Annotated in this window: 13 protein-coding genes and 1 pseudogene; 2 read left to right on the top strand and 12 right to left on the bottom strand. The window is 73.2% G+C overall.

Translation table 11 applies throughout. From position 1 onward, the window contains the following. Both AB0M28_RS20050 and AB0M28_RS20045 read right to left on the bottom strand, forming a co-directional pair. Entirely contained in the window at window positions 1-429 is a 429-nt protein-coding gene (locus AB0M28_RS20050; protein WP_365406317.1) for a roadblock/LC7 domain-containing protein, read from the bottom strand. Continuing rightward, entirely contained in the window at window positions 426-2,783 is a 2,358-nt protein-coding gene (locus AB0M28_RS20045; protein WP_365406314.1) for a nitrate- and nitrite sensing domain-containing protein, read from the bottom strand. The genes AB0M28_RS20050 and AB0M28_RS20045 overlap by 4 nt, the downstream gene beginning before the upstream one ends. Window positions 2,784-3,108: 325 nt before the next feature. Between AB0M28_RS20045 and AB0M28_RS20040 the strand changes: the two are divergent. Then, window positions 3,109-3,477 (top strand): annotated as a pseudogene (locus AB0M28_RS20040) (hypothetical protein); the annotation flags it as partial. A 32-nt stretch (window positions 3,478-3,509) separates the two neighbouring features. Here AB0M28_RS20040 and AB0M28_RS20035 read toward each other — a convergent pair. The 7 genes from AB0M28_RS20035 to AB0M28_RS20005 form a co-directional block, all read right to left on the bottom strand. Next, window positions 3,510-5,903 (bottom strand): excinuclease ABC subunit UvrA, encoded by a 2,394-nt coding sequence (locus AB0M28_RS20035; RefSeq protein ID WP_365406311.1) that lies wholly within the window; start codon window positions 5,901-5,903, stop codon window positions 3,510-3,512. Window positions 5,904-5,905: 2 nt separating this feature from the next. Next, complete coding sequence (locus tag AB0M28_RS20030) at window positions 5,906-6,316, bottom strand: VOC family protein (protein ID WP_365406308.1); 411 nt, start codon at window positions 6,314-6,316, stop codon at window positions 5,906-5,908. A gap of 10 nt (window positions 6,317-6,326) precedes the next feature. Beyond that, window positions 6,327-6,770, bottom strand: a complete 444-nt coding sequence (locus tag AB0M28_RS20025; protein WP_365406305.1) for a helix-turn-helix transcriptional regulator — start codon at window positions 6,768-6,770, stop codon at window positions 6,327-6,329. 44 nt (window positions 6,771-6,814) lie between these two features. Then, window positions 6,815-11,371, bottom strand: coding sequence for a hypothetical protein (locus tag AB0M28_RS20020; RefSeq protein ID WP_365406302.1), 4,557 nt, complete (start codon window positions 11,369-11,371; stop codon window positions 6,815-6,817). A gap of 71 nt (window positions 11,372-11,442) precedes the next feature. Then, window positions 11,443-12,318 (bottom strand): hypothetical protein, encoded by an 876-nt coding sequence (locus AB0M28_RS20015; RefSeq protein WP_365406299.1) that lies wholly within the window; start codon window positions 12,316-12,318, stop codon window positions 11,443-11,445. A gap of 17 nt (window positions 12,319-12,335) precedes the next feature. Further along, complete coding sequence (locus tag AB0M28_RS20010) at window positions 12,336-13,868, bottom strand: hypothetical protein (protein ID WP_365406296.1); 1,533 nt, start codon at window positions 13,866-13,868, stop codon at window positions 12,336-12,338. A gap of 111 nt (window positions 13,869-13,979) precedes the next feature. After that, window positions 13,980-15,266: a DUF2254 domain-containing protein gene (locus tag AB0M28_RS20005; protein ID WP_365406294.1), complete on the bottom strand. Its 1,287-nt coding sequence runs from the start codon at window positions 15,264-15,266 to the stop codon at window positions 13,980-13,982. 253 nt (window positions 15,267-15,519) lie between these two features. On the opposite strand from AB0M28_RS20005, the gene AB0M28_RS20000 reads away from it, so the two are divergent. Continuing rightward, a complete protein-coding gene (locus AB0M28_RS20000; RefSeq protein WP_365406291.1) occupies window positions 15,520-17,346 on the top strand; it encodes a glycoside hydrolase family 15 protein in 1,827 nt (608 codons plus the stop codon). A gap of 45 nt (window positions 17,347-17,391) precedes the next feature. Here the strand turns inward: AB0M28_RS20000 and AB0M28_RS19995 are convergent, their stop codons facing one another. Genes AB0M28_RS19995 through AB0M28_RS19985 form a run of 3 tightly spaced genes read right to left on the bottom strand, consistent with a single transcriptional unit; the run spans window position 17,392 to window position 21,655 of the window. Beyond that, a complete protein-coding gene (locus AB0M28_RS19995; RefSeq protein ID WP_365406288.1) occupies window positions 17,392-19,167 on the bottom strand; it encodes a cation:proton antiporter in 1,776 nt (591 codons plus the stop codon). Beyond that, window positions 19,164-20,195, bottom strand: coding sequence for a cytochrome d ubiquinol oxidase subunit II (locus AB0M28_RS19990; RefSeq protein WP_365406285.1), 1,032 nt, complete (start codon window positions 20,193-20,195; stop codon window positions 19,164-19,166). The genes AB0M28_RS19995 and AB0M28_RS19990 overlap by 4 nt, the downstream gene beginning before the upstream one ends. Then, window positions 20,192-21,655 (bottom strand): cytochrome ubiquinol oxidase subunit I, encoded by a 1,464-nt coding sequence (locus AB0M28_RS19985; protein ID WP_365406282.1) that lies wholly within the window; start codon window positions 21,653-21,655, stop codon window positions 20,192-20,194. Before AB0M28_RS19985 ends, AB0M28_RS19990 begins: the two co-directional genes overlap by 4 nt. Window positions 21,656-21,688 lie beyond the last annotated feature (33 nt).

The raw sequence follows: 21,688 nt of genomic DNA, 5'->3' as shown, positions 1-21,688 counted from the left end.
TCACTCCTCCGCGTCGCGTGGCGCGGCGGCGAGGTGGTCGCCGACGCGCTTGACGAGCAGCGTCATCTCGTAGGCGATCTGGCCGATGTCGGCGGCCGCCTCCGCCATCACCGCCAGCGCGCTGCCGCTGCCCGCCGCCGTGACGAAGAGGAAGGCGTCGTCGAGTTCGATGACCGTCTGGCGCACCTCGCCGGCCTCGAAGCGGGTTCCGACGGCCTTGGCCAGGCCGTGGAAGCCCGAGGAGAGGGCGGCCAGATGCTCGGCGTCCTCCCGCTCGACGTCGCGGGAGACGCCCATCGCGAGTCCGTCCCCGGACAGCACGAGGGCCATGCGGACACTCGGCACCCGCTCGACGAGGTCGTCCAGCAGCCAGCTCAGCCGGCCCTGGTCCTTCGTCGCCTGCCGGGCCTTGGGGTCTTGCGCGGTCACGTGCGGTCTCCTTCCGGGGTGTGCTGCGTGGGCCCGGCCGTCGGGGACTGGGGGGTCCGGGAGTCCTGCCGCCGCTCGGCGGAGGCGTTGTCGGCGCGGCCGCGGCGCCAGCCGCTCTGGATGGCCGCCATGGTGCTGCGCGCCTCGTCGGCGTCGCGCTCGTCCGCGCCGGGTCTGCGGTCGGCCACCTGGGCCGCCTTGACCTGCCCGCCGCCCTCGGGCCGCGGCGCGCGGCGCGGGAGCGGGGCGGGGGCGCCCGCGGGGGCGGGGGTCGGGGCGGGGGCTGGGGACGGAGCCGGGGACGGAGCCGGGGCGGCGGCCGGGACCCGCGTTCGCCGCGCGGAGGGACGCAGCCGGACCGTCCGGTCCGGCGCGAACTCGTGCTCCTCTCCAGGCTGCCGGGGCACCCGGGGGGCGCGCTGCTCGGGGATCCGCGCGTCGGGCCGCCGGTGTACGGGCGGTTCGCCGTCGTCCGTGAGCAGCTCCGCGGGGATCCGTACGAGCGCGCTGATCCCGCCGTCCCCCCGCGCCCGCTCCAGCGTCACCCGCAGCCCCAGCCGGCGGGCCAGCCGGCTGACGACGAACAGGCCCAGCCGGTCGGTGTCCGTGAGCGAGAACTCGGGGGTCTCCGCCAGCCTCAGATTGGCCTGCAGCAGGGACTCGTCCGACATCCCCAGACCCCGGTCGGTGATCCGCACCGTGCCGTCCGCGGCGCCGCCCACCTCCACCGGCGCGGAGGGCGGGGAGAACACCGTGGCGTTCTCCATCAGTTCGGCGAGCAGATGCACCAGCCCCGCGACCGCGTGGCCCTGTACGAAGGCGGGCGGAAGGGCGCGCACCTCGATGCGTTCGTAGTCCTCGACCTCCGCGATCGCCGCCCGCACCACGTCCAGCAGCGGCACGGGGCGGCGCCACTGCCGGGAGGGGGCGGCGCCGGAGAGGATCACCAGCCCCTCGGCGTGCCGGCGCATCCGGGTGGTGAGGTGGTCGAGGCGGAACAGGTCGGCGAGCTCCGCGGAGTCCTTCGTACGGCGTTCCATCTCGTCCAGCAGGGACAGCTGCCGGTGCAGCAGGGCCTGGCTGCGGCGGGCGAGGTTGACGAAGACCTCGCCGACCGCCTGCCGCATCTCGGCCTGTTTCACCGCCCCTTCGACCGCCGCCCGCTGCAGGGTGCTGACGGCCTGCTCCACCTGTCCGATCTCGCCGCCGGCCGGCGCCGGCCGCGGCACCTCCGCCTCGACGTCGATCCGCTCGCCCGCCGCGAGCCGGCGCTGCACGCGCGGCAGTTGCACCTCGGCGGCCGTCCGGGCGTGCCGGCGCAGCGCCGACAGATCGCGCACCAGCCGCCGCCCGATGCGTACGGGCAGCAGGATCGACACGGTGACGGCCAGCAGTCCGAGCAGGCCGGCGATCGCCGCTTCCGTGAGCACCCTCGACGCCCGCGGCTCCACCCGCTGTTCGTGCCGGTCGGCGGACTGCACGCCCAGCTCGGCGGTGCCGTCGAGGACGGCGCCCGCCGCACGGGTCCACTCGGCGGCGTCCGTGCGGCCCGGCGCCTCGGACGCGCCGACGATGACGGCGGCCTGCTCCTGGTCGCGCAGCGCGGTCGCCTCGGGGCCCTGCCAGAACCGCTCGTACGCCTCCTGGTCCTCCTCGGGGAGCATCGGCAGGCTCACGGCGTACAGCAGCTCCCGCTCCTGCACGTACCGTTCGAAGTCCCGCAGCTCCGCGTCCCCCATCCTCCCGGAGACGACGGCGGCGGTCAGCAGCGCGTCCTCACGGGCGACGGCCTCGCGGGCGCGGCCCAGCACGGTCAGCGCCCGGCTCTGCCGGTCCAGCTCCACGTCGTCCACGGTGCGCAGCGTGCCGAGGAACGTGTAGCAGGGGTCGATCAGCTGGTTGTACGCCGAGAAGGCCGTCCCGCGCGCGGTGTTGCCCTTCTCCACGCCGTTGCGCAGGGTGTCCAGTCCGCCGAGGGCCGAGAGGGTGCCGTTCAGCAGGGCGGTCGACTCGGTGCCCAGATGCTCGCGTACGTCCTGGGCGCCGGCGTTCGCCAGCAGGGCCTTGACGGTGTCGTCGGTGTGCCGCTGGAGCTCGCGGTAGCGGCCGGGGGCGGTCTTGTCCATCGGGTCGGCCAACAGCACCAGCGCCTGGCGCCGTTCGGCCTGCACCGCCTGGACGACGTCCTCGGTGGGATATGTCAGCTTGTCGACAAGTGGCGGTGCGGCGAAGAGACGCGCGGCCTCGCGCCCCGTGAGCACCGTGGTGAAGATCCAGATCGCGGTGAGTGACGCGAGGGGCACGATGAGCAGCGCCACCATCGTGCGGCGAATCGACTTCCCGTGACGGCGCATGGACTCCCCAGGTCACTTCAGGCGCGCGGGTCGTGTACTGCGTGCTTACCCCCGTAAACGGCGCGAGCCTACTACTGCCCGGACCACAACTCGAAGGGGGATCCAGCCGTTGGAACGTTTGAACGCCTGGGATCGCCACTTTTCAAACCGGGCCAAGCGGGGCAGTCAGTCTGGAGCCGGGCATCTCGCCCCCGGGGAGACGGCGCCTGCCCGGTCACCGGTACACCCCCGGGTTCCTTGTCGGAGCCCGGCACTAAGATCGAAGGCGCGAACAGGGGGAGGAGAGTCCATGGGCAGGGTGGGCAGGTCGAACCGGCAGCGGGGGCCGCTGTGGGTCGAGGACGCGATCGGCACGCCACGTCTGCCGGATCCGGTGCGCGGCGCCGCCGTGCGCGCGGTCGTCATAGTGGCGTTGACGATGGTGCAGGCGATGGTCGCGTTCCTCGCCACGCTCACCGGATCGTGGCTGGGGTTCCCGATGGCGCTCAGCACCATAGTGAGCACCGTGGTGGCCACCTGGGGCGTGCTGGACGTCTGGGTGACGCGGCAGGTCTGGAACCAGCGCAACGGGGTCGTGTCCAGCCCGAGCAGCGCGGCACGCGCCCTGCGGCGGGAGCGACGCCGCGAACGGCGCCGCTCCCGGCGTACGGCACCCGGCGGCCGGGCCACCGGTCAGCTCAGCAAGGCCGCCTGACCAGGGGATCCGGGACTCCGGGCGGGGAGCCCTCAGGCCCCCACGTACTCGGCGAGATGCTCGCCGGTGAGCGTCGAGCGGGCGGCGACAAGGTCGGCGGGGGTGCCCTCGAACACGACCTTCCCCCCGTCGTGGCCCGCGCCCGGCCCCAGGTCCACGATCCAGTCGGCGTGCGCCATGACGGCCTGGTGGTGCTCGATGACGATCACCGACTTCCCCGAGTCGACCAGCCGGTCGAGCAGACCCAGCAGCTGCTCCACATCGGCCAGATGCAGACCGGTGGTCGGCTCGTCCAGGACGTAGACGCCGCCCTTGTCCCCCATGTGCGTGGCCAGCTTCAGCCGTTGGCGCTCGCCGCCGGACAGCGTGGTGAGCGGCTGCCCGATGGTCAGATAGCCGAGCCCCACGTCGACCAGCCGCTCGAGGACCCTGTGCGCGGCCGGGGTCTTCGCCTCGCCCGCGCCGAAGAACTCCTCGGCCTCGGCGACCGACATCTGGAGCACCTCGCTGATGTCCCGTCCGCCGAGCCGGTATTCGAGCACCGACGCCTCGAACCGCTTGCCCTCGCAGTCCTCGCAGGTCGTCGCGGTGCCGGCCATCATGCCCAGATCGGTGTAGACGACGCCGGCCCCGTTGCAGGTGGGGCAGGCGCCCTCGGAGTTGGCGCTGAACAGCGCCGGCTTGACGCCGTTGGCCTTGGCGAACGCCTTGCGGATGGGCTCCAGCAGACCGGTGTACGTCGCCGGGTTGCTGCGCCGCGAACCGCGGATCGGGCTCTGGTCGACGGACACCACGCCCGCGTCCACCGGGACCGAACCGTGCACCAGCGAGCTCTTGCCGGAGCCGGCGACCCCGGTGATGACGCAGAGCACGCCCAGCGGGATGTCGACGTCCACGTTCCGCAGGTTGTTGGCCGTCGCGCCGCGGATCTCCAGTGCCCCGTCGGCCTCGCGCACCTCGGCCTTGACCGAGGCGCGGTCGTCGAGATGGCGGCCGGTGATGGTGTCGCCCGCCTTCAGGCCCTCGACCGTGCCCTCGAAGCAGACCGAGCCGCCGGCGCTGCCCGCGCCGGGACCGAGGTCGACGACGTGGTCGGCGATCGCGATGACCTCCGGCTTGTGCTCCACGACCAGCACCGTGTTGCCCTTGTCGCGCAGCTGCAGCAGCAGGTCGTTCATCCGCTGGATGTCGTGCGGGTGCAGGCCGGCGGTGGGCTCGTCGAAGACGTAGGTGACGTCGGTGAGCGAGGAGCCGAGATGGCGGATCATCTTCACGCGCTGCGCCTCGCCGCCGGAGAGCGTGCCCGCCGCCCGGTCCAGTGCGAGATAGCCGAGGCCGATGTCCACGAAGGAGTCGAGGTTCTGCTGCAGCGCGGTGAGCAGCGGCGCGACCGACGGCTCCGCAAGGCCCCGGATCCACTGGGCCAGGTCCCGGATCTCCATCGCGCTCAGGTCGGCGATGCTCTTGCCCTTGATCTTCGACGACCGGGCCCCCTCACTGAGCCGGGTGCCGTCGCACTCGGGACAGGTGGTGAACGTGACCGCCCGCTCCACGAACGCCCGGATATGGGGCTGCATCGACTCCTTGTCCTTGGAGAGCATCGACTTCTGGAGCTTCGGGATGAGCCCCTCGTAGGTGAGGTTGATCCCGTTGATCTTCACCTTGGTCGGCTCGCGGTACAGGAAGTCGTGCCGCTCCTTCTTGGTGTACTTGCGGATCGGCTTGTCCGGGTCGAAGAACCCCGACTCGGTGATGACGCGCACCACCCAGCCGCCACCGGTGTAGGTGGGGATGGTGAAGGGGTCCTCGTTCAGCGACTTGGTGTCGTCGTAGAGCTGGGCGAGGTCGATGTCGGTGACCGTGCCGCGGCCCTCGCAGCCGGTGCACATGCCGCCGGTGCGGTTGAAGGTCACCTTCTCCGTCTTCGTCTTCTCGGCACCCCGGTCGACGGTCATCCCGCCGCTCGCCGAGACCGACGCCACGTTGAAGGAGTACGCGCTCGGCGGGCCGATGTGCGGCTCGGCGAGGCGGCTGTAGAGGATGCGGAGCATCGCGTGGGCGTCGGTGGCGGTGCCGACCGTGGAGCGCGGGTCGGCGCCCATCCGCTGCTGGTCGACGGTGATCGCGGTGGTCAGCCCGTCGAGCACGTCGACCTCGGGGCGCGCCATCGAGGGCATGAAGCCCTGGACGAAGGAGCTGTACGTCTCGTTGATCAGCCGCTTCGACTCCGCGGCGATCGTGTCGAACACCAGCGAGCTCTTGCCCGAGCCGGAGACCCCCGTGAACACCGTCAGCCGGCGCTTGGGGATCTCGATGCTCACGTCCTTGAGGTTGTTCTCGCGGGCGCCGTGCACCCGGATCAGATCGTGGCTGTCGGCGGCGTGCGGCTCGGACGCCGCCGTCTTCGCCTGTGACGTCCTCGCCATCCTCAGCGCACTTCCTGGATGCGGACCATGTTCCCCGCGGGGTCGCGGAAGGCGCAGTCGCGCACGCCGTACGGCTGGTCGACGGGCTCCTGGACGACCTCGCCGCCGCCCTCCTGCACCCGCTTGAACGTGGCGTCCAGATCGGCGGAGGCGAGGATGATGCCGCCGTAGGTGCCCTTGGCCATCATCTCGGTGATGACCCGGCGCTCGTCGTCGGTGACGCCGGGGTCGGCGGCCGGGGGGTGCAGGACGATGTTCGTGCCGGGCTGTCCGACGGGACCGACCGTGATCCAGCGCATCCCCTCGTACCCGACGTCCTTGCGGACCTCGAAGCCGAGGATGTCGCGGTAGAAGGCCAGCGCGGCCTCCGGGTCGTCGTGCGCGAGGAAGCTCGCGTGAATCGTGATGTCCATGGCCCTCAGCCTAGGCGGGCCCCGATGGCCCCGCTTCTCGATTCCTGACCGGTCGCGTGATCTGCTTGGCGACGCACGAGGGGATGCCCTCGGTGGCCATCGCGGCCTGCTCGCGGTAGACGCTGGGGGGCATGCCGACCAGCTCGCTGAAGCGGGTGCTGAAGGTGCCCAGGGACGAGCAGCCGACCTCGAAGCAGACGTCGGTGACGCTGAGATCACCGCGCCGCAGCAGCGTCATCGCCCGCTCGATCCGCCGCGTCATCAGGTACGAGTACGGCGACTCGCCGTAGGCGCGGCGGAACTCGCGGCTGAGGTGGCCGGCCGACATGTGCTCGCCGCGGGCCAGCGCGGCCACGTCGAGCGGCTGCGCGTACTCCCGGTCGATGCGGTCCTTGACCCGGCGCAGCCGCGCGAGGTCGCGCAGGTGCTGGGTCGCGGCGGGGGTGCTGGTCACGCCACGATCGTGCCATATCCGAGGAGGCGCGACGGTGCCTCGCGTCAGTCCGCCGTACGCCGGAACAGCCGCGTCGCCGTGACCTCCCCGTGCACCGTCTCGCCGTCCGTCCGCTGCTCGGGCAGGCCGGGGCGCAGATGCTCCTCGATGCTGATGTACTTCAGGCCCGCCCGCAGGTCCGCGTCGTTGCGCAGCCGGATGACGAGGGGGAACTCGGCGAGGGCCGTCGTGTCGAACAGGCCGGTGGTGTACAGCAGCTGGACGCCCAGCGCGTCGGCCACGGCGCGCTGGAGCTCCAGCAGGTACGTGGCGTTGGCGCGGCCGATGGGATTGTCGAGGAACAGCGTGCCCGCGTGGCGGTGGCGTTCGTTGCCCCGGTCGTTGCTGCGCAGGGCGGCCATCGTGCAGTACAGGGCGATGGCGGCGGTGAGCAGCTGGCCGCCGGAGAACACGTCGCCCATCTGCCCGACCGGCACCCGCTCGGCGCGCAGCACGGCGTCGGGCTTGAGGATCTCCACGGAGACGCCCTTGGGCTTCAGGGCCGCCTCGACACCGCGCAGCAGCAGGGACATCCCGTCGCGGCGCAGGTCGCCGTTCTTGCGCAGGGCGGCGCGGGTGGCCTCGTCGATCACCTCGCCGAGCCGCTCGGTGAGGGTGGCCTGGTCGGGGTCGGTGAAGCGGATGCGCAGGAACTCCTGGCCCGACCACTCCCCCAGCCCCTCGGGGAGCTGGGAGAGGCGCTGGGCGGAGCGGAGCGTGGCCAGCGCGGACTCGACCAGTCCGCGCAGCCGGTCGACGATGCTGTCGCGGTTGCGCTCGAGCTGCTCCAGCTCGTCGGTGAGGACCCGCAGCCGCGGGGCGAACGCCTTCGCCCAGGACTGGGCGTGCTCGGGCAGGGCGGAGGCGGGCAGTTCGCGGATCTGCTGGCGGGCCGGGGTGCGGACCTGCTCGTAGCGGGTGGAGTTGGCGTGCCGGACCAGCACGTCGCAGGCGTCGCGCAGCGCGGTCTCGGCCGTGGCGAGGTCGGCGGCGCAGCCGCGCAGCGAGCGGCGGGCCTCGGCGGCCGCCTGGCGGGCGGCCTCCAGCGTGCCGGCGTGGGGCTCGTCCCCGTCCTGGGCCGGGTCCTCGTCCTGGGCGCCCCGCAGCAGGTCGCGCAGCAGGGCGGCCGTCTCCTCGAAGCCCTGGGCGGCATCCTCCGCGGCGCGGTGGGTGTGCAGCAGCTCGGCGTGGGCGGCGCCGGCCTCGTCCAGGGCGGCGGCGTGTGCGGACAGCTCGCCGCTCGCCGTACGCAGCAGCGACTGGGCCTGCTCGGCGTCCGCCGGCCGCAGCTCGTCCGGGAGGTCGGCATGGGCGTCCTGGCCCTGCGGGGCGAGGCGCTCGGCCTCGCCGCGCAGCCGGCCCAGGTGCTCGCTGGCGGCCTCGGCGCGGGACTCCAGCAGCGCCACCAGCTCCTCGGCGCGGGCGGCTGCCGCCTGGCGGGAGGGGGCGTCGGCGCCGTCGGTGGACTCGAGCAGCTGGGCGGCGCGGGTGCGGACCTTGTTGGTGAGGCGGCCCAGCTCGGCGAGGGCCGCGGTCTCCTCGGACTCGGCGCGGGCCTGCTCGGCGCGCAGATCGGCGCCGACGCCGACCTTCTCGTACACCTGGGAGGCGGCGCGGTACGCCTCGCGCAGGGCGGGCAGCGCGGCGCCCGACGGGGCGTCGCCCTCGACGGGTTCGGCGGCGCCGGCGATCTCGGCGCGCTCGCCGCGCAGGGCGCGGGCGGTACGGCGGGCGTCGTCGGCGGCGCGCTGGGCGGCGCGGCGGTCCTCGTCGGCGGCGCGGGCGCGGGTCAGACAGGTGGTGGCGCGGGCCTCGTGCTCACCCGCCGCGTCGGCCAGCTCGCGCAGCCGGGACTGCCAGCCGGAGCGCTCGCGCAGCCGGTGCGCGAGCCCGGCGAGGGCGTCGGCGGAGCGGCGGGCGCGCTGGGCCGCCTCCTGCCGCTCCTCACGCGTACGGGCCGCGTCGGCGGCGGCCTCGGCGGTGGCGTCGCGCCGGGTACGGGCCTCGGCGAGCGTCTCGTCGGCCGCCACGGCGGCGGTACGGGAGGACTCGGCGCCCCGCGCCAGCTCGACGAGCCGTCCGGCGGGGCAGCCGGTGCGCCAGGACGCGAGGCGGGCGGCGAGTGCCCGATCGGCGGTGAGGCGGGCGGCCAGCGCGCGGATGTCCTCGTCGCGGGCGGTGGCGCGGCCGCGGAGCTGGCGGCGCTCCTCGTCCGCGGCGCGCTCGTCGTGCATCGCGGGGTTCGGGGGGACGAGGAAGACGCTGTCGTCCGCGGTGTCCGGCGCCGGGGTCGGCGCGATGAGGGCGGCCGCGGTGCCGACGGCGACGGCGGAGCGCGGGAAGAGCGACGCCTCGGCGAGGACCTCGCGGGCGCGCGCGTGGCTGGCGGGGTCGGTGATGACGACGCCGTCGACCAGCTCGGGCCGGGCGGCGAGCACGGCGGCGTGGTCGGCGGGGTCGACGGCCTGGGCGAGATAGCGCCAGCCGGGCAGGGCGGGGATGCCGTGCTCGCCGAGGTACTCCACCGTCGCCAGCACGTCCGGGCCGGGCGGCAGCAGGCCGCCGTCGCCGAGCGCGCCGAGGATACGGGCGTCGTCGGCGGCCGCGGTCCGCAGGTCGAACAGGCGCCGCTCGGCGGTGGTGTTGGCCTCGTCCAGCAGGTCGCGCAGGGTCTCGGCGTTGCGGTCGAGGTCGTCGTCGCCGAGCGCGTCGGCGCTGCCGAGCAACTCGGCCAGGCGCGGTTCGCCGCCGAGGCTCAGCGCGGCGCGCTGCTCGGCGTCGTGGGCGGCCTCCGCGGCGAGCATGTGGTCGGAGGCGCGGGCGGCGGCCAGTTCGGCGCGGGACAGGCCGGCGGCGGCCTCCTGCGCCCGCTCGGCGGTGCGGGCGGCGGCCTCCCGGGCGGTGTCCCAGGCGGCGACGGCTGCCTTCTCCGCGTCCGCGGCGGCAAGCGCGGCGCGCGCCGGGTCGGCCTCGGGAACGCTGTCGTCCAGCCAGCCGGCGCTGACCGCGGCGGCCGTCTCCTGTTCGACCTCGGTGAGCCGCTGGCGCAGATGGCCGGACTCGCTGCGGGCCCGCTCGGCGGCGGTGGCGGCCGCCGTGGCGTCGCGGTGGGCGGCCTCCGACCCGGCCTGCAGCGCCGTGGAGCGCTCCTCCTCCTCGTTCGCCCGGCGCTCCCCCTCGAGCGCGGCGTGGTCGAGCGCGCGGACCAGATCGCCGGCGGCCCTGGCCCGGGCCGCCAGCGCGGGGGCCGCGTCGCGTTCCGCCTCGTGGATGGCCGCGGAGACCCGGGCGGCGCGGTCGGCGGCGGCACGGTGGCGCAGCACCGCCTCCGCGGCCTGCCAGGCGGACTGCAGGGTGCGGGCCTCGAGCAGCTCGCGGCGCTGGGCGGCGGCGTCCTTCTCGGCGGCGGCCAGCGCCAGGCAGGCATGCCGGTGGGCGAGTTCGGCGGCGATGCCCTTGCTGCGGTCGCGGGCTCGCTGCGCGTCGCTGACGGCGTGCGCGGCGGAGGTGACCTCGGCGGCGAGGGTGGCGGTACGCCCGCGCTCCTCGGCGGCCCGCGCGACCAGGCGCCTGACCAGCGCGACGGTGCGGCGCTCGGCACCGGCGTGGATCTCCCGGACCCGGGCGCGGTGTCCGGTGGCCTCGGTGACCGCTTCGAGGAGTTCCAGGGAGCCGGCGGTGAAGTCGCGTTCGGCGCCCAGCTCGGCGCGGCGGCCCAGCTTGTGCGCGAAGCCGTGCACCAGGTCGGCGAGGCCGTCGGTGTCGCGGGTGTCGGTGACGGCGCGCAGCAGCAGGTCGGTGAAGTCGGAGTCGTTCTTCACCGCGAACAGGCCGGCGGCCTCACCCTCGTCGGCGTTCATCTCCCGCTGGTACCGGAACAGTTCCGGGTCCAGGCCCAGTTCCGTCAGATGCTCGTTCCAGCGTTCGTGGATCTCCTCCCAGGTGACGTCCAGATGCGGGTAGAACTTGCCCGCCTCCGTCAGCGCGTCCCGGAAGCCCTTCATGGTGCGGCGGCGCCCGCGGGCGCCGGACACGCCCTCCAGCGCCTCGGCCGGGGACGGTACGAAGCCGGCCTCGGCGACCGGCAGCGAGTCCAGGCTCATCCCGGGGCCGGGGCGGAAGGAGTACCACGCCTCGGAGAACTTGCGCGGGTCGGTGGAGACCTGGCGGCCGCGCCACTCGCTGACCTTGCCGACGACGATGGTCTCGCCGGTGCGGGTGTGCTGCCACTCCAGGGCGACGTGCCCGCAGTCGTCGGCGAGCAGGAACTTGCGCAGGACGCCGGAGCTGGCGCCGCCCAGGGTGTTGCGGTGGCCGGGCAGCATCACCGAGAAGATCAGCTTGAGCAGGACGGACTTGCCGCCGCCGTTCTCCAGGAAGAGCACGCCCGCCGGGGCCGGGCGCCGCGGCGGCCCGCTGGGCTCCGCGGCGAAGAAGTCGCCCTGCGCCGGGGCCGGTTCCGGCACCGGCTCGCCCACTCCGCGCAGGTCCAGCACGGTGTCGGCGTAGCGCGCACCGGCGGGCCCGATGGAGTAGAGGCGGATCCGGGACAGCTCGTACATGGCTCTCGCAGGGGGTCGGGGGCGGTAGGTCTGCTGGGCGTGGCGTCAGGCCGGGTCGGCGGCGGGCGACGTCAGGCGCGGTCGCGCTGGTCCGGGAAGAAGGGCAGGGCGGCGTCGGCGCCGAGGTCGAGGTCCTCCTCGGGGCCGACGAGGCTGGCCGTGCCGTCGCCGACGGGCACGACCCCCAGCTCCAGCAGCTCGGCCATGGCGGCGCTGCCCGCCATGTCGCGCACCTGCAGCTGGTAGCGGGCGGTGGTGCGGTACGTGCCGCCGGCCTCGTCGGAGGTGCGCTGCAGGAAGCCGGAGTCGGTGAGGAAGGCGACGGCCTTGCCGATGATGCCGGTGGTGGAGCCCGCCAGCCGGCGGGCGTCCTTGGTGGCGCCGGTGGCGCTGCGCCGGGCGTAGACCCGCCAGGCGGACTCCAGGCCCGGGGCGTCGCTGGCCGGGTCGGTGTTCTCGCCGGCGGCCTCGGCGCGCTCCTCCAGCCTGCGGCAGGCCTGGCGGACGAAGGCGTCCACGCCGTTCACGGTGATCCGGCCGATGTAGCCGTCGTCCGCGAGGTCGTCGGGGCGGGGGAAGGCCATCGCGGCGACCGCGAGGTGGGCGAGGCCGTGCAGGAAGCGGTCCGCTGAGTCGGCGCCGGCCCGGCGGGCGTACTCGCCCATGCGGACCGCGAAGACGGAGTCCTCGGCGGCGGTGAGCGCCATGCCGGCGCGGCCGGAGACCTCCAGCACGACGAGCCCCAGGCCCGTGGCGACGGCGTCGGCGAGCCGGGCGAACGGCGGGTCCTCGCGGTAGCGGCGCAGCAGCTCGGCGTACTCCAGATCGCGGGCCGGCAGGAGCTTGGGCTGCAGGCCGAAGGCGACGAGCCGGGCCGCGTCGGCGGTGTCGGCGGGCGTGACGGCGGCCGGCGCGGCGTCCGCCGCCGTCAGCTGCTCGCTGGTCATCGGTGCTCCGTTCAGTGTCACGGCGTGGCCTCCGTCCGGGCCGCGGCCATGCCCGCGGCGTCCAGCAGGGCCGTGCCGACGATCAGGTCGGCCCCGCCGAACTCGGGGTCGTCGAGTTCGGTGCCGTCGTCGACGGCGAACAGCAGCCGCTCCTCGCCCTGGCGGTACGCGGTGCCCACCGCGGGGCTGGCCGCGTGCACGGCGAGCAGGGCGACGAGGTACGGCAGCGAGGGGTCGCGGCGGCGGGCCTCGGCCAGCAGGCCGGACAGCCGGCGCGGGGCGTCGGGCGGCAGCTCCAGCAGCTCCAGGGCGCGGGCCAGCTGCTCCTCGCTGAAACGGCTGTCGTCGGGGGTGGCGATCAGGTCCGGCTCGGGCATCTCCGCGCCCAGGTGATCGCGCTCCACGGGCGGGGTGAACAGCATCTCGACCAGGTCCACGACGCGTACGGAATGGGGCGAGCGCAGCCCGGTGCCGCGTGCGAACCAGGCGTCGGTGACCCGGATCGACTGCTCCAGCGGCAGCGGCAGTACCGGGGCGAGGAGCTGGCCGTACAGGTCGAGCCCCGAGTGCGCGGCGGGGGTGGCGAACGCCTGCCGGTCCTGTTCGGCGCGGAACAGCGGGCCGGCGTCGAGCAGCCGCGACTGAAGCTGCGTGTGCCGGCGGATGCAGTCCTTCACGATGTCGACGAGCTCGGCGGCGCGGCGCTTGTGCTCGTGGTCCTCCGCCTCGTCGCGGGACTTGCGGATGTTGGTCAGGATGGCGTTCTCGTGCCGGTACCGGTCGGCGACGTGGTCGAGCGCCTCGTTGATCATGTCGGGGACGGCCCGCAGCCAGTCCACCGCGCGCACGTTGCGCCGGGTGGCCTCCAGCGCCCGGCGCAGGGTCTCCGCGTACTGCACGGTGCGGTAGCGCGCCTGCTCGGCGGCCAGCTGGGCGTCGGCGAGCCTGCCGCGCTGGATCAGCACCTCGAGCTTCACCTCGGCGGCGATCTGGGCGCTGGTGACGTCGGTGTCGAGGGCGCCGACCAGGACGTTGACCGCCTCGTCGGTGGTACGGAGGTACACCGCGCCGCCCGGTCCCGGCACCTCCTCGATCAGCTTGAAGTCGTAGTCCCGGCGGATGTACGAGCCGTCCGGGGCGAACGTGCCGTACACCGCCCGGAAGCCGCGGTCGACGCTGCCGACGTTGATCAGGTTGTCCAGCACCCACCGGGCGACCCGCTCGTGCTCCTCCGCGGACCGGCGCGGCGCCTGGGCGGCGACCCGCGGCAGCAGCTTGGCGACCACCTGCTCGTGGTCCGCGCCGGTGTCGAAGTCCATCTGCAGGGTGACCAGGTCGATCGCCGCCAGCGCCACCTCCGCCATCGCGTAGACGCCGTACTCCCCCGCCAGCATCGCCTTGCGCATGTCCAGGTCGTGCAGCGGAGCCGTGCAGGCGAGCGCGCGCAGCCGCCTGGCCAGGCCTTCGTCGGCGGCCGGGCCCGGGGCGGGCCTGGCCGCGCCCGGGTACGGCGGCCCGGCCTCGGTCGGAACGGTGGCAGGTGCAGTCACGACGGACAGATTAGGCGGTGCCACCGACAACGATCGAAACGGCACGGATCAGACGTCCCCCGACCGCGACCGTTCAGGCTACCGGGCCGCCCCTGCCGGACAGGAACGGGGTCACGCGGGGTGCTGCCCCCCGATGCCCTGGTGGTCCGCCTGCTGCGCGATGGCACGCCGGCCCGGGTCGGCGAACTCCCGCTCGACGGACTCCCGCAGCAGGCTCAGCTGCGCACGCACCGCGGGGTGCTGCTCCGGCGGCAGGGCGTCGAGCAGCCCCTCGAGCAGGGCGCGCAGCCTCCGGCAGATCTGCACGGAGGAATCCCCGTAGTCGCGGATCTCGCAGACGGCGAGCTCCAGGTACTCGTCCCAGTCCCGCCCCGGCAGCACGAGCCGGGCGCGCCCGTGGCGATCGGCGAGGACGTAGCGGCCGGGGAGGTGCGTGCCGCCGACGGTGTGCAGGAGCCACTCGATGTAGTTGATCACCTGTACGGCTGTCGTGGGGTCGTTCACCGCAGGCGACAGGGCCCTGATGGCGACGTCGACGAGGATCCTCAGTGCGAAGGCGGGGTCCTGCTCGATGGTTCGCTCGGGCCCGAGGGCGACGAACCCGTTCAGCCGCGCCGGGTCCGGTTTCGACGTGCCCCCGTGGATCTCGGCGAGCACGGTGCCGGGTGTCACGAAGTCCCCGACCAGACGGGTCACGACGATGACGCAGTCGTGGCGCTCCGCCTCCGCGACCAGAGCGGCCAGGTGGAACGCCTGGATCGCCCCACCCCGCCGGGCGTGAACGCTCATCGTGGGTCCGGCAGCCGGCACGGTTCCGTGTCCTCGTGGCGCGGCGCTGCGGATCTCGTCGGCCCCGGTCGTGAAGACGGTCCGCCCCATGCGCGCGACCAGCTCGGCGATGGCCACCGGCCGGAGGCTGTGGGTGAAGCGGTTGAGGTAGACGAGCAGCAGCACGAGGCTGACGCCCACCGCCACGCCGGCCAGGGTGACCCCGAGGTCGGGGACGGAGCCGGATTCGATGCTGCGCAGCAGGCCGAAGGCGAACGCGAACGTCCCGGTGAAGGTCGCCAGCACGGCCTTCTGCAGCCGGTCCCGGTACCACAGCCGCATGTACCGGGGGGAGAGGGTCCCCGTCGCCTGCTGCACGACCAGCACGCTGATGGTGACGACGAATCCGAGCAGGGCCACCATCGACCCCACGATGGCGGTGAGCACGCCGCTCGCCGTCGTCGCGGAGTAGTGCCAGCCGCTCGGCGGCCAGTCCAGGCCGTCGGCGGCCAGTGCGAGCTCGGCGAGAAGGGCGCCCAGGACGAGACCGGACATCGGCACGATCCACAGGCTTGCCTTCACGTACTGCCGGAACCGGAACCTGGCCGCCCAGGGCGGCAGGACACCCACGTCACGCCCCTTCACCCTGGAGGACACCGGTGCTGGGGAAGCACACGGGACGACGGCCCTCGGCAGGGCCCGTCAGCTCACGGTAGAGCGGTTCCGTGGCCCGCGCAGCGGCAGGGCCACCGCCGCCACCTGGTGCGTCTCCCCAGGACGGGGCGGCGCCGTCGGCCTAAGCTGATCGAGCGGCGCCCGTTCCAACCCGTCCGCCGCCCAACGGTGCCCCAGCGCGGTCGACCGGGGCCGGAAGAGGCTCATCATGGACGACTACCCCCTGATCGAGGACCACGGCCTCATCGGTGATCTGCAGACGGCGGCGCTTGTGGCCACCGACGCGACGATCGACTGGTTCTGCTGTCCGCGCTTCGACTCGCCCAGCGTCTTCGGCGCCCTGCTCGACCGGCGCAAGGGCGGCCACTTCTCCGTACGGCCGGCCGCGGACTCGTACACGACCAAGCAGCTCTACCACCCGGACACCGCCGTCCTGGTGACGCGGTTCATGACCGAGGACGGGACGGGAGAGGTCGTCGACTTCATGCCGGTGACCGGAACGACCGCGACCGACCGGCACCGTCTGGTCCGGATGCTGCGCTGCGTACGCGGCAGCATGACGTTCGAAGGGGAGATCGCTCCGCGCTTCGACTACGGCCGCAAGCCGCACGAGCTGCACCTCCTGGCGCACGGGGCCCTGTTCACCTCGGCGGACCTGCACCTCGCCGTCCACCCGGTCCGCGAGCCGCACGACCAGCGGCTGCTGAGCATCGTCCGGGCCGGCGACGACCTGCGTTTCAGCCTGACCCTGCGGGCGGGCCAGCAGCGCGGCGTGGTCGTGGAGTCGTCCCCCGGCGGGCCGCCGCGGGAGTTCGGAGTGGCGGAGTTCCAGCAGCTCTTCGACGAGACGGTGCGCTTCTGGCGCTCCTGGCTCGGCCAGTCGACCTACACGGGCCGCTGGCGGGAGGCGCTGGAACGGTCGGCCGTGGCGCTGAAGCTCATGACCTACGCACCGACGGGCGCGCTGGTCGCCGCCCCCACCGCGGGTCTGCCCGAGCAGCTGGGCGGAGAGCGCAACTGGGACTACCGGTACACCTGGATCCGCGATGCGTCGTTCTCCGTGTACGCCTTGCTGGGGATGGGCTTCAAGGAAGAGGCGGCCGCGTTCATGGACTGGCTGCACCACCGGGTGAAGGAGGATTCCGGCCCGGAGAACGGCGCCGGTCCGCTGAACATCATGTACCGCGTCGACGGCTCCTCCGACCTGGTCGAGGAGACGCTGGAGCACTGGGAGGGATACTGCGGTTCCGCCCCGGTCCGCATCGGCAACGGCGCCGCGAACCAGCTGCAGATGGACATCTACGGCGAGGCGCTCGACAGCATCTACTTCGCGCACCAGCACGGCATGCATCTCGACATCGGGGGCTGGAAGGCCCTGCACACCCTTCTAGACTGGCTGGTCGACCACTGGGACCAGCCCGGCGAAGGGCTGTGGGAGACCCGTGGCGGCCGGAAGGACTTCACCTACGGCCGGGTCATGTCCTGGGTGGCCTTCGACCGCGCCCTGCGGATCTCCGACGACGACGGCCGTCCCGCGGCACGCGGCCGGTGGGCCGACGCGCGCGACGATATCTACGTGCAGGTCCTCGACCGCGGGTGGGATCCGGCGAAGCAGGCCTTCGTGCAGCACTACGGCGCCGACGTGCTCGACTCGTCGCTGCTGCGGATGCCGACCGTCGGCTTCATCATGCCGGGCGACCCGATGTGGAAGTCCACCCTGGACGCGATGGACCGGGAACTGGTCAGCGACAGCCTGGTCTACCGCTACGACCCCGCGGCGTCACCCGACGGGCTGACCGGCTCCGAGGGAACCTTCTCGCTGTGCACGTTCATGTACGTCGACGCCCTGGCACGGGCCGGACGCACGGACCAGGCGAGGCTCGTGCTGGAGAAGATGCTCACCTACGCCAACCACCTGGGCCTGTACTCCGAGGAGATCGCCCTGACGGGCCGGCAGCTGGGCAACTTCCCGCAGGCCTTCACGCACTTGGCCCTGATCGACGCGGCGATCACCCTGGACAGGATGCTCGGCTGACCGCGAAGGAGCCGGCAGTGGCGGACGGTTGCCCGCGTGCCCGGTTCACCGGGCGGCGGCCGTCGGGACGGGGCCGAGGAGGACGACGGTGTCCCCTTCGCCCGCCGCGACCTGCTGGCTCTCCGTGACCGGGTACAGCCGGTGGTCGGCCCGTACGACGAAGAGGGTGTCGTGCTCCGGCGGCGGCGGGACGGTGGCCGGCTGCACCACGAACCGGGCGCCCTGCTCGTAGCGCTCCGCCAGGACGTGCCGGACCAGGGAGCGGCCGAAGAGGATGTCGCCGCCCGTGTACGGGGCGACCACTCCGTGGCTGTCGTGCGGGGGCCCGACGCGGAAGACCGGCCCCTCCACGCTGTCCTGCATCACGACCGACGCGAGCGCGTTGAAGTCGTCGTCGTCCGTGGCCAGGAACACCGCGGTCACGCCCTCCAGCCGCGCCCCGGGGTTGATTCCGGTGGCCAGCAGGTCGCCCTTGGCCAGATCCACTCCCGCTCCGCTGATCCGTCGCCGCTCCTCGTCGAGTCCGGCCCACATCAGCACGTCGAGGCCGGCGGACTTCAGGGCCCGCCCCATGTCGACCACCCAAGGCTCGCCGCCCACGAGGAGGACGCGCGTGCCCGCCGCCTTGACCACACCCAGCCGCCGGGCCACCGGTGCCGCCGTCAGCGCGTACAGCACAACGGTCCCCACGATCACCAGGAAGGTGACCGGGAGGAGCTTCTCCGCCCCGTTCACCCCACGCTCGATCAGGCCGGCGGAGAACGCCGACGCCGTGGCGGCCGCGACGATGCCGCGTGGGTCCATCCATCCGACGAACCCGCGCTCGCCCCGGGTGAGGTCCGTGCGCGCGGACGCCGCCAGTGCCACGATCGGGCGTACCACCAGGACGAGGATCGCGACGAGGCCGAGCGCGGGAAGGAGCACCGGCACCAGCGAGGCCGGTGTGACGGTCGCGGAGATGGAGATGAACAGCAGCCCGATGACCAGTTGCACCAGGGTCTGGAAGAAGGGGCGCCGCGCGGGCATGTCGAAGCCCGGGAGGTTGGTGACGGCGAGGCCCGTGGCGATCGCGGCGATGAGTCCGGTGTCGTCCCGCACGATGTCGGAGCCCGCGGAGACGACGAGCACGGTGGCGAGCTGAGCCAGTGTGCCCAGGGTCTCGCCGAGCCGCAGGACGCGCAGCGTGAACCACAGCAGGGCCGTGCCCACGGCCCCGCCGGCCAGCCCGACGGCCAGACTGAGGCCGAACTGGCCCAGTTGGTAGCCCCGGCCGATGTCGACCTGGTGCGACGAGGCGACCGCGTGGAACGTCAGGGCGCCGAGGATGCCGCCGATCGGGTCGGTCAGCGTCCCCTCCCAGATCAGGATGCGCCGTACCTTGTCGCTGGGGCGTACGAAGTCGAGCAGCGGACCCACGACGGTCGGCCCCGACACGACGAGGATCATGCCGAGCATCGCTGCCATGTGCAGCGGAATCCCGAACATCGCCGGTGCGACCGACCCGGTGACGAGGAAGGTGAGCACCACGCCGTACGCCAGCAGCCTGCCCACGACCCCCCGGGTGCGGCCGCCGAGCAAGCGCAGGTCGAGCCCCAGACCCGCGTCGTAGAGGATCACCGCGACCGAGATCGACACAATGGCGGAGAAGGACGAGCCCAGCAGGTTGTCCGGATGGACGACGTCCGTGATCGCACCGGCGGTGAACCCGGCCGGCAGCAGGATGATGAGTGCCGGTACGCGCAGTTTGCTCGCCAGGATCTGCGAACCGGTGGCGAGCGCCACGGTCAGGGCGATTCCCAGCAGGATCTCGTCGTCGCTCACCGCGGCTCGCTTCGCCGCAGTTCGGCGTCGGTGAGCTCCGCCAGCTCACCGTGGGTGTCCAGCCAGTAGAGAAGGACGACGGCGGGCACGACGAGCACCAGGGCCACCAGCGTGACGATCACCAGCCACGTCAGGGTGGCCGGCGCGCCCGCCGCTTCGGCCACGGTCAAGGAGGTGGGTACGAGGTAGGGGCGCTGGGCCATGCCCCAGGCGAGGACAGCGGACGCGACGACTCCCACCGCCGTGACGCGCACCCACACGCCCGGTGTCCGCATGGCCAGCCAGGCCGTCGCGAGTGCGGCGGCTCCGGCCAGGACGACGAAGAACAGTCCCAGCCCGTGGCTGAGGCCGTGCCACACATGCGGGGAGTCCTCGTGGGTGATGAACCCGGTGACCACGGCCAGCACGGTGAGGACGGCAAGGCTGCCCAGCGCCCGCCGCCGGAAGTAGGCGACCAGATCGGGCGCGTCGAACCGGCGGGCGTCCCCGGTGAGGAACACCGCGCCGAGGAACGCCGTGGTGGCGACGCCGACCAGTCCGAACACCAGCGAGGTGGGGTTGGACCAGGCGTCCGCCGAGGCCTCGGTACCGGGCGACGCGCGCCCCGACGCGACGCCGCCGACAGCGGCGCCGAGGAAGAACGGCGTGACGACCGAGGCCGAGGCGAACGCGGCGCCGTACAGGCGGCGGCCGGCGAGCCGCCGGGAGGGCTTGCGGAACGCGAAGCCGGCGCCGCGCAGGACCATGCCCGTGACGGCCAGCACCAGCGGGAGCCACAGCGCGGTGAACACGGTCTGGAACAGGACGGGGAAGCCCGTCCACATGATGACCAGGACGAAGATCAGCCAGACGTTGTTGACCTCCCACACGGGCGCCATGGCGTGGTCGATGAGCCACCGGGGACGCTGGCCGCGTCGCGCCCCGCCGGCCGTCAGATCCCAGAAGCCGGCCCCGTAGTCCGTGCCGCCCGCGCACGTGTAGGCGGTCACGGCCAGGAGCAGCACGACGGCGATCACGTCGGCGGTCACGGGCGGCCGTCCTCGGACCGGGCGGCTCCCGTGCCGGCGGGGAGCGGCCCCCGCGGACCGTAGGGGGCGTCCGCCTCGGGTACGTGGCCCGGGCCTCCCGCGGACTGCTGCTCGTCGGCGAGCCGCCACCGGGTGCGCATCTTGAGCAGGACGGCGAGGAACGAGCCGAAGAGGAACACGTAGACCACCACCACCACGCCGAGCATGATCCACAGACTGGTGGAGCGGGTCGACGTCACCGCCTCGGCGACCCGCATGTTCTGGTACACGATCCAGGGCTGGCGCCCCACCTCGGTGGTGATCCAGCCGCACTCGACGGCCAGGACGGAGGCGACGCCCGCACAGGCCGCGGAGCGGTAGAACCACGGCGAGGCGGGCAGCCGGCGGTGCCGCAGCCAGACGAGTCCGTACCAGAGGGCGAGGAGCACCAGGGCGGTCCCGATGAAGACCATGGTGTCGAAGCCCCAGTGGGCGATGGTCGCCTGAAGGGCCGTGGGACGCTCGTCGGCCGGGACGGAGGTCAGTCCCACCACCTTGGTGTCCGGACTGAATCCGGCCAGTACGGAGTCGAGCAGCGGGATCTTGATGCCGCCCGACACCGTCCCGTCTTCCTGGAGGCGCCCGTAGAGGTACTCCGGTACCCGGGTGTCGGTCTCCCAGACGATCTCCATCGCGGCGAACTTCACCGGCTGTTTGTGGAACACCGACCGGGCGATGGCGTCGCCAAGGATGAACTGCAGCGGAGCGGCCACCGCGGCGATGGTGAACGGCACGGCGAAGCCGATCCGGTGGTAACGGTCGCGGCGGCCGCGCAGCCAGCCCACGGCGTAGACGCCGGCCACCATGAAGCCCGCGGTGACGATCATGGCCACGACGAAGTGCCAGTACTGCGGACCGAACATCGGCGTGAAGATCGCCTGCCGTACGTTCACGTCGACCGGGTTGCCCTCGGCGTCGAGGGAGAAGCCCTGCGGCGTGTTCATCCAGGAGTTGGCGGCCAGGATCCCGAACGCCCCGAGCAGCGCGGTGGCCGGGAGCGGCAGGGCGAGCAGGAAGTGTGTACGGGGCTTCAGCCGCCGCCACCCGTACAGGTAGATGGCGATGAGCACGGCTTCCAGGAAGAACGCCCAGGCCTCGACGCCGAATCCGATCCCGAAGACATCACCCCACCTCCCCATCAGGCCGGGCCACAGGAGACCGAACTCGAACGAGAGCATCGTGCCGGTGACGATGCCGACCGCGAACTGCACCGCCATGACGGCCGACCAGCGCCGCGCCAGGAGGAGGGCCGTGGCGTCCTTGCGGCGCAGCCCGCGGTAGTGCATGACCAGGGTGATGAAGGGGAAGGCCACGCCCAGGGGCACCAGGATGATGTGCGACGCCAGGGTGAAGGCCATGAGTTCCCGGGCCGGCAGGAGCTGGGCCGGGGCTTCCGCCAGCAGGTGGAGCGAGGTGGGCATACGAGCCTTCGGGGTTCGTGACTGCGACGGACC

It is taken from the genome of Streptomyces sp. NPDC051940, from assembly GCF_040680895.1.
In the GTDB taxonomy this organism is placed as follows: Bacteria; Actinomycetota; Actinomycetes; order Streptomycetales; family Streptomycetaceae; genus Streptomyces.
This window is presented reverse-complemented; position numbering and strand designations above follow the sequence as displayed.

Coding starts and splice junctions, on each gene's coding strand:
- AB0M28_RS20045 (WP_365406314.1), bottom strand. CDS start 2,783: ATGCGCCGTCACGGGAAGTCGATTCGCCGCACGATGGTGGCGCTGCTC.
- AB0M28_RS20035 (WP_365406311.1), bottom strand. CDS start 5,903: ATGGCGAGGACGTCACAGGCGAAGACGGCGGCGTCCGAGCCGCACGCC.
- AB0M28_RS20030 (WP_365406308.1), bottom strand. CDS start 6,316: ATGGACATCACGATTCACGCGAGCTTCCTCGCGCACGACGACCCGGAG.
- AB0M28_RS20020 (WP_365406302.1), bottom strand. CDS start 11,371: ATGTACGAGCTGTCCCGGATCCGCCTCTACTCCATCGGGCCCGCCGGT.
- AB0M28_RS20015 (WP_365406299.1), bottom strand. CDS start 12,318: ATGACCAGCGAGCAGCTGACGGCGGCGGACGCCGCGCCGGCCGCCGTC.
- AB0M28_RS20000 (WP_365406291.1), top strand. CDS start 15,520: ATGGACGACTACCCCCTGATCGAGGACCACGGCCTCATCGGTGATCTG.
- AB0M28_RS19985 (WP_365406282.1), bottom strand. CDS start 21,655: ATGCCCACCTCGCTCCACCTGCTGGCGGAAGCCCCGGCCCAGCTCCTG.